The sequence below is a fragment of the Pseudomonas sp. SWRI111 genome, from assembly GCF_014268555.1.
GTDB lineage: Bacteria > Pseudomonadota > Gammaproteobacteria > Pseudomonadales > Pseudomonadaceae > Aquipseudomonas > Aquipseudomonas hamedanensis.
In genome coordinates this window covers 146,291-158,953 of sequence record NZ_JABWQQ010000008.1, presented here as the reverse complement: position 1 = coordinate 158,953, position 12,663 = coordinate 146,291, and the positions used below count along the sequence as shown (strand labels likewise).

The window sequence follows — 12,663 nt, the reverse complement described above, 5'->3', positions numbered from 1 at the left end:
TTCGCGAGCAAGCCCGCTCCCACATTGACTGTATTGCCAAGGCAAAAATGACTTTTGCCCAACCATCCATCGAACCTGCTGAGCAACACCTGCAAACGTGATTTAATAGCCGCCTTTCACGGTTCCGGGACACGGGAGCAACGTGATCCGCGCGACCTGCGCGGCACCCGCCACCCACCCCCATCGCCCTTAAGTCGTTCTTACATAAGGCTGTCATGGATACGGGTTCTCGACTCAAACTAGTACGCGAAAGCTACAAACTCTCCCAGCGCGAGCTCGCCCGGCGTAGCGGCGTGACCAACGCCACCATCTCGCTGATCGAACAGAACCGCGTCAGCCCCTCGGTCAGCTCGCTGAAAAAGCTGCTCGAAGGCATACCGATGTCCCTGGCCGACTTTTTCACCTTCGACCAGCCCCCGCGCGAGCACCAATACGTCTTCCGCGCCAACGAACAACCCGACCTCGGCCGCCACGGCCTGCGCCTGCTGCTGATCGGTGCCTCCGTCCCCAGCCGGCAGATGCGCCTGCTGCGCGAGCAATACGCACCGGGCGCAAGCTCCGGCGAAGAGCCGATCGTGCATGCCGAAGGCGAAGAGTGCGGGCTTGTCACCCGTGGCACCGTGGAACTGACGGTGGACGGGCAGGTGAGTGTGTTGAATGCAGGGGATGGCTACTACTTCCCGACCACGTTGCCTCACAAGTTTCGCAATATCGGGGCGGATGAGGCTGAAATTATCAGCGCGAATACGCCGGCGAATTTTTAAAGCGAAGCTATTTAATTCGTCCGCCGTTTTCGCAAATTGGCGAACCCTAAGAAACCGCGTAATCGCGGTTTCTTCGTTTTGACTTACTAGTCGGCAAGCCCCCGCCGCTCAATCACCCGAAACACATCACTGACATCCTGCACCATGATCCTGGCGATATTGGTCACCGTGTTGATGTCGTTTTCGGCATAGTCGGGGAGGCTGGTGCAGGCGATCAGGTCGAGGTATTTGAGGACGGCGTTGAGGCGCTCGGCAAGGCAGGCGTGGAGATCGCGCAACGGGGCGTCGGCGTCGATGAGCAGCACGGGGCGTTCGGTGGCGGGGTGGGACATGTGGGCGTAATGGTGGAGCGGTTTGTGTACGGCCATTAGCGGGTCCTTTCATCGGGAAGCAACACCTTCCGTTTGCTGCGATCCATAGGGTGACAGCGGTCAGCGGCGGCTCACTTTAGGTCGCGTTTTCGCTTGTCGCAACCGGCCTGTAGGACGTAAAACCCGCCGCGCAGACGAAAAATACCGCCCCGTTTGGCGACGCAGGCGGCGTAATCCGACAATCGCACGCTCGCTGATGAAAGGGATTAGCCCACTCCCGGACTGCTTCGTAGCCCTGTGGGAGCAAGCTCCCTCGACACTCGGTGTGTTTTCCTACGAATCTTTCAGAATCCCAACGCGGTCAGCCGGGGTTTCAGTCCTGCGCAAACATCCGCTCGGCGATCACTTCGCCTTCCACTGTCCGCCACCGTTTTCACAATCAATCCTGGCCTGAGCCAAATGTTCGGCGTCGTAGTAGTACGTGGTCACATGCGCGTTGTCAGGCAGGTTCAGCGGTTTGGCGCTTTTGTCTTTGCTGGTCGAGTGCGGGTTGGCCAGGGATTCCTGGGTGAGGCGGGCAGTGCAGGTGGCCTGATAGTGATCGTCGCAGCGTTCGACTTTTTTCTTGGTCGCATTGAGGGTGTCTTTGGTTTCGTTGCTGCACGACCAGTTGATCGAGTCTACGGGCACGCCCTCGTACTCGTAGCAACTGTGAGTTTCCACCGCCGGCACCGAGGCGCTGGAGGAGCGGGTCTGGACGTCGCAGCCTTCGGCCATGACGCAGGTGGGAATAAGGCAAAACGTGGCGATCAGGAACAGCAGTCGGGTGTTCATCGGCAGTTTCCTCTCCAATGGCGCCGCGTCTGATCGATGACTGGGCGCTTGTCTGCTTTCGAGATCGCGGTGGCGCGCCAGGTTCAATCGGGTTTCCAGGCGGCGCCGTTCGCGTACACTGCGAAACAATCGGACACCTTCAGCGCCCCACGGATTGGAACATCGTCATGATCGAAATCGGCCGCCGCAACAACGCGCCCAGCTCGCAACAGCCCTTCCACGACATCTACCTGTTCCATATCGATCCAGGCCAGCCGGACACGCCGTTTTGCTTTGAGCAGTCCATGGGCGGCGGGCACATGGAGCATGGCGGTGCGCGGTTTTTGGCGCGGGATGAACTCGACGCCTGGCCCGGCGAATGGCGCGAACACTTGAAGAAGGCCGATTGCGCTTGGGTGGCCGAGTTGATCGATGCCCATCCGCAGGCCGATCAGGCCACGCTGGTGTCTTTGATCCTCCAGCGCCATCAGCAACCAAACAAGCCCGTTGGACGCCTGAACGCCATCGGCCACTGGTTCAAGCGCAACATCCGCGTCGGCGGCCGCTACGGCATCTAAACCCCGGAGAATTCCCATGGTTCAAACCCTCGAACGCGCCATTGCCATTGCCGCCACGGCCCATGCCGGGCAAGTGGACAAGGGCGGCGCGCCGTACATTCTGCATCCGCTGAAAGTCATGATGCGCATGACCACGCTGGAAGAACGCATCGTCGCCGTGCTGCACGATATGGTCGAGGATTGCGGCGTCAGTCTCGATGACTTGCGCCGGGAAGGTTTCAGCGAAGAGGTGCTGACGGCCATCGCATCGGTGACCAAGGCGCCCGGCGAGTCTTACGACGATTTTGTCGACCGCGCCGCGCAGAATGCGATCGGGCGGGCGGTGAAACTGGCGGATCTGGAAGAAAACAGCGATCTCTCGCGGATCGCCTCGCCGAGTTGGGAGGATCTGGAGCGGATCGAGAAATATCGGCGGGCGATGGCGCGGTTGCGTATGTAAGGCGTGCGGGGTTCCCTGTGGGAGCGAGCCTGCTCGCGAATGCGGCAGATCAGTTATTCATCAGTGACTGGTGAGACGCTTTCGCGAGCAGGCTCGCTCCCACAATGGATAGGGGTGTGTCAGTTGAATAGCCAGGAAGGCGACTATGAAATCCGTTTTGTGTTTGTTGATTGCTGCCGCTTTCGGCGCGTTGTTGCAGTTCGAAGGCGTACCCCACGGCCTGCTGTTGGGCTCGATTGTCGTTACCGCGTTGTTCGCCAGTAAGACCGGCATCGCCCCGGTAACCCCTTATGGCTTGGGCTACATCCAGGTCACACTGGGCATCGCCACCGGGCTGATGTTCGACGCCTGGGATAGCGAAACGGCCTCAACGATGTTGCCCAGCCTTGGCGTGCTGCTGATCTGCCTGGCTGTGCAGATCGCGTTGGCCGGATGGTGGTTGACACGCGGCGCCGGCTGGAACCGCACCGATGCACTGCTGGCGGTTTATCCCGGCGCATTGGCCGCAGTGTTCGATTTGCTTGAGTCGGAAAAGGCCTCGAGCAAAGTCATCATCGTGCACCTGATGCGGCTGCTGTTGATCACCGTGCTGGTGAGTTTGCTGATCCCCGGACACACAGCGGCGGCCGAGGTCGCCAACGACCCACTGACCACAGGCATGGCGCTGACCGCGTTCTCGGTCATTGCTTTGAGCCTGTTGCTCGGGCGCCTGCTGCTGGTAATCGGCGTCCCGGCGCCGTTCATGCTCACCGCAATTCTCGTCACCGCTGTGTTTGTGAAGTCGGGATGGCTGCATGGCTTTCACATGCCGGAGTGGAGCCTGAATCTGGCCGCACTGATTCTCGGCGTGCGCATAGGCGCACGGTTTCAGGGACTCGGCATCGCGGAACTGGCGCGACATGGCCGCACAGCTTTCGTCTCGGTAGGTTTGATGATTGTCGTCGCAGCGGTATTTGCCGAAGTGGCGGCGCGCTGGCTGGGCAGTGATCCGCTGTCGCTGTGGCTGGCGTACATGCCGGGGGCGATCGAGACAATTGCCATCGTCGCGTTTGGGGGTGGGCTGAACGTGGTGTTTATCCTGACGCATCATCTGAGCCGGATGGTGTTGCTGCATTTTGCCCCGGCGTTATGGGTACAGATGCGGCGGGTGCGCGGAGAAGTCTGATTTGTGGCGAGGGAGCTTGCTCCCGCTGGGCTGCGAAGCGGCCCCAAATCCTGATGCGTCGATACTTGGTGGCAGGATTTGCGACGACTGCGTCGCCGAGCGGGAGCAAGCTCCCTCGCCACAGAAGCGGTGTTTGTTTCACCGGGAGCAAGCTCCCTCGCCACAGAAGCGGTGTTCGTTTCAGCGGATGTGCGCTGAAAAGCCTTCCAGGTCCGGTGCTATGTCATCCTTCAACGTCAACGCCGGAATCTCATACTCCCCGCCATTCTGTTGCCGAAACCCGATCGGCCGGGCACTCCACAATTCGTCCAGGCGCAGCCCCAGTTCATCGGTGGTCTCGGCATAGCGTGCTTCGTCCATGCGACTGGTGCGATACACCACGAACGGCGGCACCACTTCAAACCCCGGGTAATACAGAATCCCGTGCTGGATCGGAAACAGCAGCTCATCCATCGGCCCGTTAATCCCGCGTGGGCTGTAATGCGACTCCCAGCCGCCGGTCGTGACGAGCAGCATCGCCCGCTTGCCCTTCATTTTGCCTTCGCCGTAACGCTCGCCCCAGCGGCTGTCGGAGTGTTCGCCGACGCCGTAGGCAAAGCCGTAAGCGTAGACGCGGTCAAACCAGCCTTTGAGAATCGCCGGCATGCTGAACCACCACATCGGGAATTGCAGGATCAAGGCATCGGCCCAGAGCAGTTTGTCTTGCTCGCGGGCGATGTCGGCGGCCTGGGTGCCGTCGGCGTAGGCGCGTTTGGAATCGAGCGAGGCGTGAAAGGGTTGCGATGGGTCGCGCTGCGGTGCGTCGTCGGCGTCGAGCACCGGTTTCCACTTCATCGCGTAGAGGTCGGAGACCTGCACGGTGTGGCCGGCCGCTTGCAGGCGCTGTACCGTGAAGTCGCGCAGTGAGCCATTGAGCGACGTCGATTCAGGGTGGGCGTAGACCAGTAATACGTTCATGTCGCGTGCTCCTTGAGTTGGATGACTGCAGGATCGTCGCTCGCCCGGTATATTTGAAATGAATGTCTGATATGTCTGGTATAGCCATGAATAATTTGAGACGCATGGATATCAATCTGCTGCTGACGCTCGATGTGTTGCTGGCCGAGCACAACGTCACCCGCGCGGCGCAGCGCCTGCATTTGTCGCAGCCGTCGGTGAGCGTGCATTTGGCGCGGTTGCGCGAGATCTTCAATGATCCGCTGTTATTGCCCGGCCCCAGAGGCATGCGCCCGACAGCCCGCGCCGATGAATTGCGCGAGCCGCTGCGTGATGCATTGGAGGCGTTGGAGAGGGCGGTGGCGCCGGCCAGTGCGTTTGACCCGGCGCAGGCGACGCACAGTTGGAAAATCGCCGCGACCGACTACGGCGAGTCCACCGTCGTGCTGCCGGCGCTCAGCCATTTGCGCGAACAGGCGCCGGGCACACGGCTGGCGATCATTGATCTGACGCCGGCGCAGATGGTCAAGCAGGCCGAGCAGGGCGTGTTCGATCTGGCCCTGCACATCAGCGAAGACGCGCCGCCGGAGCTGCACCGGCGGCCGCTGTTCACCGAACGCTATGTGCTGGCCGGGCGCATCGGCCATCCGGGGCTGATGAAGGCACCCAGTCGCGAGCAGTTCTGCGCGCTGGAACATGTGCTGGTGTCGCGCGAGGGCGGGGGCTTTTTCGGCGTGACCGACAAGGCGCTGGCCGAGGTCGGACTGGTGCGCAAAGTGGTGCTGTCGGTGCCGCACTTTCTGATGGCGATGTCGGTGCTGGCCAGCACCGATCTGGTGGCGATGCTGCCGTCACGCCTGGTGCGCGGCAATCCGGCGCTGCAAGTAGTCGATGCGCCGTTGGCGGTGCCAGGCTATGAAATGGCGATGTTCTGGGCTGAACGTGTGCACCGCGATCCGGCGCACAAATGGTTGCTTGAGCAATTGCTGGCTTCGGTCTGACGCGCTGTCAGGCGTGGCCGAGGGCAATCGCGAACGACACGACGATCATGCACGCGAAGGCGAAATTGAGATTCATCAGTTGTTCATCCTGAGGCTTTAAGAGTGAGGCCATTGTGAACAGGCGAAGCGCAAAGAAAAAATTCGCCTTGTCGATTCCAATGATCAAAATCTTTGATAGCCGCTGCGTTTGTATTTGCCAGAGGCTTTCGCTAGTCTCAGCGAAACATGCAACTACAAGCACAAACAGGCATAACCATGCACGATCATTCCATCGCCGAATTGCCTTCCCTGCGCCGGCAGAAAATCCTTTTGCTGCTTGAGCGCGACGGCAAGGTCATGGCCTCCGAGCTGAGCCAGCATTTTGCGGTGTCCGAAGACACCATCCGCCGCGACCTTGCCGAACTGGACAACGCCGGACTGGTGCAGCGCGTGCATGGCGGGGCGTTGCCGCGACCCAAGGACTCCGGCAAGGATTACTTCACCCGCCTGGATGAGACCGACGAGGTCAAAGTGCGCCTGGCGCAACTGGCGGCGCAGCACATCAAGGACGGGCAGATTGTGCTGTTCGATTCCGGTTCGACCACCTTGCAGGTGGCGCGCTCGTTACCCGCTGAAATCCGCATCACGGCCGTGACCGCTTCACCGCTGACGGCGATTGCGCTGTCCGAATACAAAGGCGTGAAAGTGATTCTGGCCGGCGGGGAATTGAATCCACACTCGATGTCGGCGAGCGGTCAGGAGGCGCTGCGATTGCTGGCGGGCATCAAGGCTGATCTGGCTATTACCGGGGTTTGTGCGATCCATCCTGAAGTGGGGATCACCTCGCTGCATTTCGATGAAGTGCCGATAAAACAGGCGATGCTCAACGGCGCGACGCAGGTGATTGCAGTGACCACGGCGGACAAGCTGGGCGCGGTGGAGCCGTTTGTGGTGGCGCCGTGTACGCGTCTGCACAGGCTGATTACAGAGCTGCATCTGGGGTCGGGAAGTGTGGAGGATTATCGGCGGTTGGGGATTGTGGTGGAGCAGTTGCCGGATTGAGGTTTTGTGTTGAATTTGAGGGCGTCTTCGCGAGCAGGCTCGCTCCCACATTCGACCGCGTTCGGGCAGATCGAACGCGGTCGAATGTGGGAGCGGGCTTGCTCGCGAAAGGGCCAGTGAAGTCAGCGCAACCGCTCAAGCATCTGGTAATACCACATCCCCACCGCCAGCAACGGGTTGCCGAGCAGATCACCCATCGGCACGCGAATATGCTGGCACGCGGCAAACGTATCGAATTGCTCCATCTGCCCGGTAATCGCCCGGCTCATGATTTCACCCATGATGTGCGTCGTGGCGATGCCGTGCCCCGAGTAGCCCTGGCAATACCAGACGTTATCCGACAGCTTGCCCAGTTGTGGAATACGGTTGATCACAATGCCCATGGCGCAGCTCCATTGATAATCGATCTGCACGCCCTTGAGCGCCGGGAAGGTGCGCTCGATGCACGGGCGCAGTTCGGCAGCAATGTCGCGTGAATCCTTGCCGCTGTAATTGGCGCCGCCACCGAACAGCAAGCGACCGTCGGCGGTGAGCCGGTAATAGTCGAGGACGAAGCGGCAGTCGTACACGGCGAGGTCTTCGGGGTTGATCTGCCGGGCCAGCTCGCCGAGCGGCGCGGTGGTGACGATGCCGCCCATGGCCGGGAAAATCTTGCCCTTGAGCTGGGCGGGTTCGAGCTTGTGATAGACGTCGCCGGCGAGCATCACCTGATTGGCGTCGATCCGGCCGTGGGCCGTTCTCACACCGGGTGTGTCGCCGTGAATGATCTCCAGCACTTCGCTGTTCTCAAAGATCAGCGCACCGAGACTCTGCGCCGCCCGCGCTTCACCGATGCACAGGTTGAGCGGGTGCAGATGCAGGTTGCGGGTGTTCTTGATTGCGCCGTGATACAGGTCGCTTTGCAGCAGATCGCGGACCTGATTGCGGTCGAGCAGACTGACTTCGTCACCTAGACCGCGACGCACGGCTTCTTCGTAGTCCTTGCGCAGGTCGCTCATGTGGCTCGGCTTGTACGCCGCGTGCAGGTGGCCGTGTTTGAGGTCGCACTGGATCGCGTATTTTTCCACGCGCTGACGAATGATTTCATGCCCGCGCCAGCGCAGGTGCCAAATGAAGTCATCGACGTCATCACCGAGTGTCGCGCGCATCTGTTTGCGCATCGCGCCGTCGCCGGACAGGCTGCCGGTGACTTGCCCGCCATTGCGCCCGGTGGCGCCCCAGCCGATTTTATGGCTTTCGACGATGGCGACTTTCAGGCCTTTTTCGGCCAGTTCCACGGCCGTGGCGACACCGGTGAAACCGCCGCCGATGATCACCACATCAACTGTGTGCCGACCTTGCAGGGGCGGGTAGTCGGTGTCCTGGTTGAGCGTGGCGGTGTAGTAGGAGTTGCAGCGAAGGGGCATGTTGGGGACCATATCAATTCAGGGTGTACGCGGTCCCTTGTAGGAGTGAGCCTGCTCGCGATGGCGGTGTGTCAGTTAAAAATCAGCTATCTGACACACCGCCATCGCGAGCAGGCTCACTCCTACAGGGGGCTGGTGAATACTCAGGCCTCGGTCAGATACCAGCGCCAATCCTGCTCACCCACCTCAGCCATGAACTGCCGATACTCGGCACGCTTCACCGCCAGATACACCCCGAGAAATTCCTGCCCCAACGCCTCCCGCGCCCACGCGGAATTTTCCAGCGCCTGCAACGATGTCAGCCAATCGGTCGGCAGCAGTTCTTTCGCCTGCGCATACCCATTGCCCTCGACCGGTGCACCCGGATCCAGCTCTTCACGAATGCCGCGATGAATGCCCGCAAGAATCGCCGCTGCCGCCAGATACGGGTTGGCATCGGCGCCGCAGATGCGGTGTTCGATGTGTCGCGTGGGTGCCGGGCCGCCCGGCACGCGCAGGCTCACGGTGCGGTTGTCGACGCCCCAGGTCGGCGCCAGTGGTGCGTAGCTGTTGGCTTGAAAACGCCGGTAGGAATTGGCGTTCGGACAGAACAGCAGCAGCGAATCAAGCAGCGAGGCGAGCATGCCGCCAATTGCTGTGCGCAGCAGCGGGGTGCCGGCCGGGTCTTCGGACGCAAACAGATTTCGGCCCTCGCCATCGGCAAGGCTGACGTGCATGTGCATGCCGGTGCCGGCCAGATCATCGAACGGCTTGGCCATGAACGTCGCTTGCATGCCGTGCTTGTGCGCCACGGCTTTGACCAGACGTTTGTAGCGCACCGCCTGATCCATCGCTGCCAGTGCCTCGCCATGTTCGAGGGTGATTTCCACCTGGCCCGGTGCGTATTCGGAAATCGCCGTGCGCGCCGGAATGCCGTGCAGTTTGCAGGCGCTGTAGAGGTCGGCGAGGAACGGTTCGATCTGCTCCAGTTCGCGCAGACCGTAGACCTGCGTGTGTCGCGGGCGGCCACCGTCAGCATCGAGCGCCGGTTGCGGTCGGCCGTTGTGATCGCGTTTCGCATCGAGCAGATAAAACTCCAGTTCGCAGGCCATCACCGGGTGATAGCCCTCGGCCCTGAGCGCGTCGATCACTTTGATCAGCAGATGGCGAGGGTCGGCGATGCTCGCTGGCAGGCCCTCGGTCGGGTGCATGCTGACCTGCACCGCCGCGGTCGGAATCTGCCGCCACGGCAGGCGCACCAGACTGCCTTCCAGCGGATAGGCGCGGCAGTCGATATCGCCGACGTCCCAGACCAGCCCGGAGTTTTCCACGTCTTCACCCTGAACGGTCAGGCCAAGGATGGTGCTCGGCAACGGGCGACCGCTTTCATAGACCGCGAGCAGTTCTTCGCGGTGCAACAGCTTGCCGCGCGGCACGCCGTTGGCATCGAGGATAAACAGCTCGATCATGTCGATGTCGGGGTTCTGCTCAAGAAACTGACGTGCGTCTTCAATGGCTGCGAATTTCATAGCGTTCACTCACGATGGCGCCGCACAGGCGCGCAGATTCGGGCCGGACTCATGGAGGGTGTCCCGGCAGGGATTTCAAATGGGTATCAGTCAGAGGTGACGCAGAACCTGTGGCGAGGGCGCTAACTCCCGCTGAGGCGCGAAGCGGCTCTCGCTTTATGATTCAAGGGCTGGGGACTGCTATGCAGTCCGGCGGGAGCAAGCTCCCTCGCCACAATGGATCTTTACTGACTGACAGAAATCAGCAGGCGATATCCGGCGGGCGTGCGGAGTGACGCAGTTTGGAGCGGCGCAGGGCCATGGGCAGATTGACGATGCGGTTCATACGCGGCCCCTGTTGCAGTGGGCGCGTATGGCAGAGACGCTCAACCTTTGGGGTTGTTGTGGTGACGTACTCATAACGCGTATTTCCGTTGGCGGAAAGCGTCGGCAGCAGGGCGAACCCCGGCGACCGGTGTGCCCGGATAGTAAGGGGGAATTTGCCGGCGTGTAAACGGGAGATTTTCCGGTGGCGCTTGCTGCGTTTGGTCTGATTGACCGAGTTGCCTTTTTCGCGAGCAGGCTAGCTCCCATATTGGAATGCATTTGAACTGTGGGAGCAGGCTAGCTCCCACATTGGAATGCATTTCTACTGTGGGAGCGAGCCTGCTCGCGAATGGCCGCACCTCGGCCCAGAGTGAACACGTCGAGGCCTAACGTCTCTTGCCGTTGTCATTCAACGCAGCACGTAGTCGTCCGGTTGCGGCGCGGGCGGCAGCGGCGACACGCCAAGTTCGTACAGCACGTCGCGCTCCAGCGTCCGCACCAATGCGTCGGTCGGCAGGTCGTTTTCATCGCGGCCGAACGGGTCTTCCAGTTCGTCGGCAATGGCGTCGAAGCCGAAGAACGTGTAGCTGACAATCGCCGTGAACAGCGGCGTCAGCCAACCGAGGGATTCTGCCATGGCGAAGGGCAGCAGAAGGCAGAACAGGTAAATCGTGCGATGCAGCAGCAGGGTGTAAGGGAAGGGCAGTGGCGTGCTCTTGATCCGGTCGCACACGGCCTGGGCCTGGGTCAGGCTGGTGAGGTGATTGGCCAGCAGTTGATAGCGCCATGGCGACAGTACGCCAGCCGATTCCAGCGCTGAACACTGCCGCCCGACCTGATGGATGATCTGCCCGCAGTGATCCGGCGCAGCCCCATCGATCGGCGGACTGACCCAGTCGGCACTGGCCCGCGCTTCGCTTTCGCCGCGCAGCCGTGCGTTCAGCGCATGGGCGAAACCGCACAGGTTGCGCAACAGCGGCGCGCGCAGGCTGGCGTCATCGATGCCTTGGGTCTCGCGCATCACCGAGCGCACGCGCAACAGCACCTCGCCCCAGGCTTTGCGCCCCTCGTACCAACGGTCATAACAGGCGTTGTTGCGAAAACTCAGGAAAATCGACAGCGACAGGCCGAGCAAAGTGAACGGTGTCGCGTTGATCTTGGCGAAATAGCTCGGCACAAGAAGTTCGATCAGCACGATCGCCGCCGCCAGCAGCGTCAGCATCAGGGTGCGCATGGCGATGCGTTTGGCGATCGAGCCTTTGAGGGTGAACAGTACGGCGAACTGATTGGGTCTCGGTCTGACGATCATCTCGCGGTCCCGGTTACGTGGCGGGTCAGCCGCCGGTCATGTTCATGAACCGCACCACCTGCACGTCGTCGTTGACTTCGAAGTTGTGCCGATACGGCTTGAGTTTCATTGCCTCGATGATCGCGTTTTCCAGGCGCTCCGGATGGCCCGGATGGGCGCGCAACACCGCTTTAAGGTCCATCGAATGCTCGTTGCCCAGGCACAGCAGCAGGCGACCTTCGACGGTCAGGCGCACGCGGTTGCAGGTGCCGCAGAAGTTGTGGCTGTGTGGCGAGATAAAGCCCAGGCGAATGTTCGGTGCTTCGGCAACGCGCCAATAGCGCGAAGGCCCTTGGGTCGATTCGGCCGAATCGATCAGGGTAAATCGCTCGGCGATACGCTCGCGAACCTGCGCGCTGGAATAGAACGACTCGGCACGGCTGTGCTCGGCAATCGCCCCGAGCGGCATCTCTTCGATAAAGGAGATATCCAGGTCGCGGTCGATGGCGAAACTCACCAGATCGTTGACCTCATGGTCGTTGCGCCCCTGCATCACCACGCAGTTGAGCTTGGTGCGGGTGAAGCCGGCAGCGCGCGCGGCATCGATGCCTTCGATGACCTGCGCCAGGTCGCCGGTGCGGGTCAGTTCCTTGAAACGCTGCGGGTCGAGGCTGTCGAGACTGATGTTGAGGCGCTTGACCCCGGCTTCGAACAACGGCTTGGCCAGCCGACCCAACTGCGAACCGTTGGTGGTCAGGCACAATTCACGCAGGCCGGGCAGGGCAGCGATCTGTTCACACAGTTGCACGACGCCGGGTCGAATGAGCGGTTCGCCGCCGGTCAGGCGGATTTTGCGCGTGCCCAAGGCGACGAAGCTTTGCGCGACCTGGAATAGCTCTTCCAGCGTGAGGATTTGCTGGCGCGGCAGAAATTGCATGTCCTCGGCCATGCAATAGACGCAGCGAAAATCACAGCGGTCGGTGACCGACAGGCGCAAATAGTCGACGCGGCGGTTGTAACCATCGATCAATTCACGCTCTGTCATAGGCCGCCTCGTGGGTGTTGGACGCCGGTATCGGGCGCAGACTGCGCAGGGTAAGGGGCGCT

Annotated in this window: 13 protein-coding genes; 6 read left to right on the top strand and 7 right to left on the bottom strand. The window is 61.2% G+C overall.

Annotation, left to right across the window (positions count from 1 at the left end):
- Positions 1-215: 215 nt before the first annotated feature.
- The gene (locus HU755_RS12210) at positions 216-764 is read left to right on the top strand and encodes a cupin domain-containing protein (RefSeq protein WP_003226097.1); all 549 of its coding nucleotides are present in this window, start codon (positions 216-218) and stop codon (positions 762-764) included.
- 86 nt (positions 765-850) lie between these two features.
- Here HU755_RS12210 and HU755_RS12205 read toward each other — a convergent pair whose 3' ends face one another.
- Both HU755_RS12205 and HU755_RS12200 read right to left on the bottom strand, forming a co-directional pair.
- The gene (locus HU755_RS12205) at positions 851-1,132 is read right to left on the bottom strand and encodes a fructose-bisphosphate aldolase (protein WP_186552616.1); all 282 of its coding nucleotides are present in this window, start codon (positions 1,130-1,132) and stop codon (positions 851-853) included.
- Between the two features lie 345 nt (positions 1,133-1,477).
- On the bottom strand, positions 1,478-1,909 hold the full coding sequence (locus tag HU755_RS12200) for a hypothetical protein (RefSeq protein ID WP_186632860.1): 432 nt from the start codon (positions 1,907-1,909) through the stop codon (positions 1,478-1,480).
- A 167-nt stretch (positions 1,910-2,076) separates the two neighbouring features.
- Between HU755_RS12200 and HU755_RS12195 the strand changes: the two genes are divergently transcribed.
- The 3 genes from HU755_RS12195 to HU755_RS12185 all read left to right on the top strand — a co-directional run bounded on the left by HU755_RS12195 (position 2,077) and on the right by HU755_RS12185 (position 4,070).
- Entirely contained in the window at positions 2,077-2,466 is a 390-nt protein-coding gene (locus tag HU755_RS12195; protein WP_186632857.1) for a hypothetical protein, read from the top strand.
- A 16-nt stretch (positions 2,467-2,482) separates the two neighbouring features.
- Positions 2,483-2,905, top strand: coding sequence for an HD domain-containing protein (locus HU755_RS12190; RefSeq protein WP_186632854.1), 423 nt, complete (start codon positions 2,483-2,485; stop codon positions 2,903-2,905).
- Positions 2,906-3,050: 145 nt separating this feature from the next.
- Entirely contained in the window at positions 3,051-4,070 is a 1,020-nt protein-coding gene (locus HU755_RS12185; protein ID WP_186632851.1) for an AbrB family transcriptional regulator, read from the top strand.
- Positions 4,071-4,250: 180 nt separating this feature from the next.
- Here the strand turns inward: HU755_RS12185 and HU755_RS12180 are convergent, their stop codons facing one another.
- The gene (locus HU755_RS12180; RefSeq protein WP_186632848.1) at positions 4,251-5,027 is read right to left on the bottom strand and encodes an NAD(P)H-dependent oxidoreductase; all 777 of its coding nucleotides are present in this window, start codon (positions 5,025-5,027) and stop codon (positions 4,251-4,253) included.
- Positions 5,028-5,113: 86 nt separating this feature from the next.
- Here HU755_RS12180 and HU755_RS12175 point away from each other — a divergent pair, with 86 nt between their 5' ends.
- Positions 5,114-6,007 (top strand): LysR family transcriptional regulator, encoded by an 894-nt coding sequence (locus HU755_RS12175; protein WP_238349983.1) that lies wholly within the window; start codon positions 5,114-5,116, stop codon positions 6,005-6,007.
- Positions 6,008-6,262: 255 nt separating this feature from the next.
- Positions 6,263-7,048 carry a DeoR/GlpR family DNA-binding transcription regulator gene (locus HU755_RS12170; RefSeq protein ID WP_186552609.1) on the top strand — a complete coding sequence of 262 codons (786 nt, stop codon included), beginning with the start codon at positions 6,263-6,265 and terminating at the stop codon, positions 7,046-7,048.
- Positions 7,049-7,170: 122 nt separating this feature from the next.
- Here HU755_RS12170 and HU755_RS12165 read toward each other — a convergent pair whose 3' ends face one another.
- The 4 genes from HU755_RS12165 to moaA all read right to left on the bottom strand — a co-directional run bounded on the left by HU755_RS12165 (position 7,171) and on the right by moaA (position 12,601).
- The gene (locus tag HU755_RS12165; protein ID WP_186632843.1) at positions 7,171-8,454 is read right to left on the bottom strand and encodes an FAD-binding oxidoreductase; all 1,284 of its coding nucleotides are present in this window, start codon (positions 8,452-8,454) and stop codon (positions 7,171-7,173) included.
- A gap of 143 nt (positions 8,455-8,597) precedes the next feature.
- Positions 8,598-9,962, bottom strand: coding sequence for a glutamine synthetase family protein (locus tag HU755_RS12160; RefSeq protein ID WP_186632840.1), 1,365 nt, complete (start codon positions 9,960-9,962; stop codon positions 8,598-8,600).
- A gap of 715 nt (positions 9,963-10,677) precedes the next feature.
- Positions 10,678-11,577 carry a bestrophin family protein gene (locus HU755_RS12155; RefSeq protein WP_186621509.1) on the bottom strand — a complete coding sequence of 300 codons (900 nt, stop codon included), beginning with the start codon at positions 11,575-11,577 and terminating at the stop codon, positions 10,678-10,680.
- A 25-nt stretch (positions 11,578-11,602) separates the two neighbouring features.
- Entirely contained in the window at positions 11,603-12,601 is a 999-nt protein-coding gene (gene moaA, locus HU755_RS12150) for a GTP 3',8-cyclase MoaA (protein ID WP_186632837.1), read from the bottom strand.
- Between the last annotated feature and the right edge of the window lie 62 nt (positions 12,602-12,663).

Excerpts from the sequence above, each read along its gene's own strand:
- HU755_RS12185 (WP_186632851.1), top strand. The coding sequence starts at position 3,051 with ATGAAATCCGTTTTGTGTTTGTTGATTGCTGCCGCTTTCGGCGCGTTG.
- HU755_RS12160 (WP_186632840.1), bottom strand. The coding sequence starts at position 9,962 with ATGAAATTCGCAGCCATTGAAGACGCACGTCAGTTTCTTGAGCAGAAC.
- HU755_RS12165 (WP_186632843.1), bottom strand. The coding sequence starts at position 8,454 with ATGCCCCTTCGCTGCAACTCCTACTACACCGCCACGCTCAACCAGGAC.
- moaA (WP_186632837.1), bottom strand. The coding sequence starts at position 12,601 with ATGACAGAGCGTGAATTGATCGATGGTTACAACCGCCGCGTCGACTAT.
- HU755_RS12155 (WP_186621509.1), bottom strand. The coding sequence starts at position 11,577 with ATGATCGTCAGACCGAGACCCAATCAGTTCGCCGTACTGTTCACCCTC.
- HU755_RS12195 (WP_186632857.1), top strand. The coding sequence starts at position 2,077 with ATGATCGAAATCGGCCGCCGCAACAACGCGCCCAGCTCGCAACAGCCC.
- HU755_RS12205 (WP_186552616.1), bottom strand. The coding sequence starts at position 1,132 with ATGGCCGTACACAAACCGCTCCACCATTACGCCCACATGTCCCACCCC.
- HU755_RS12175 (WP_238349983.1), top strand. The coding sequence starts at position 5,114 with ATGAATAATTTGAGACGCATGGATATCAATCTGCTGCTGACGCTCGAT.
- HU755_RS12170 (WP_186552609.1), top strand. The coding sequence starts at position 6,263 with ATGCACGATCATTCCATCGCCGAATTGCCTTCCCTGCGCCGGCAGAAA.
- HU755_RS12210 (WP_003226097.1), top strand. The coding sequence starts at position 216 with ATGGATACGGGTTCTCGACTCAAACTAGTACGCGAAAGCTACAAACTC.
- HU755_RS12190 (WP_186632854.1), top strand. The coding sequence starts at position 2,483 with ATGGTTCAAACCCTCGAACGCGCCATTGCCATTGCCGCCACGGCCCAT.
- HU755_RS12200 (WP_186632860.1), bottom strand. The coding sequence starts at position 1,909 with ATGAACACCCGACTGCTGTTCCTGATCGCCACGTTTTGCCTTATTCCC.
- HU755_RS12180 (WP_186632848.1), bottom strand. The coding sequence starts at position 5,027 with ATGAACGTATTACTGGTCTACGCCCACCCTGAATCGACGTCGCTCAAT.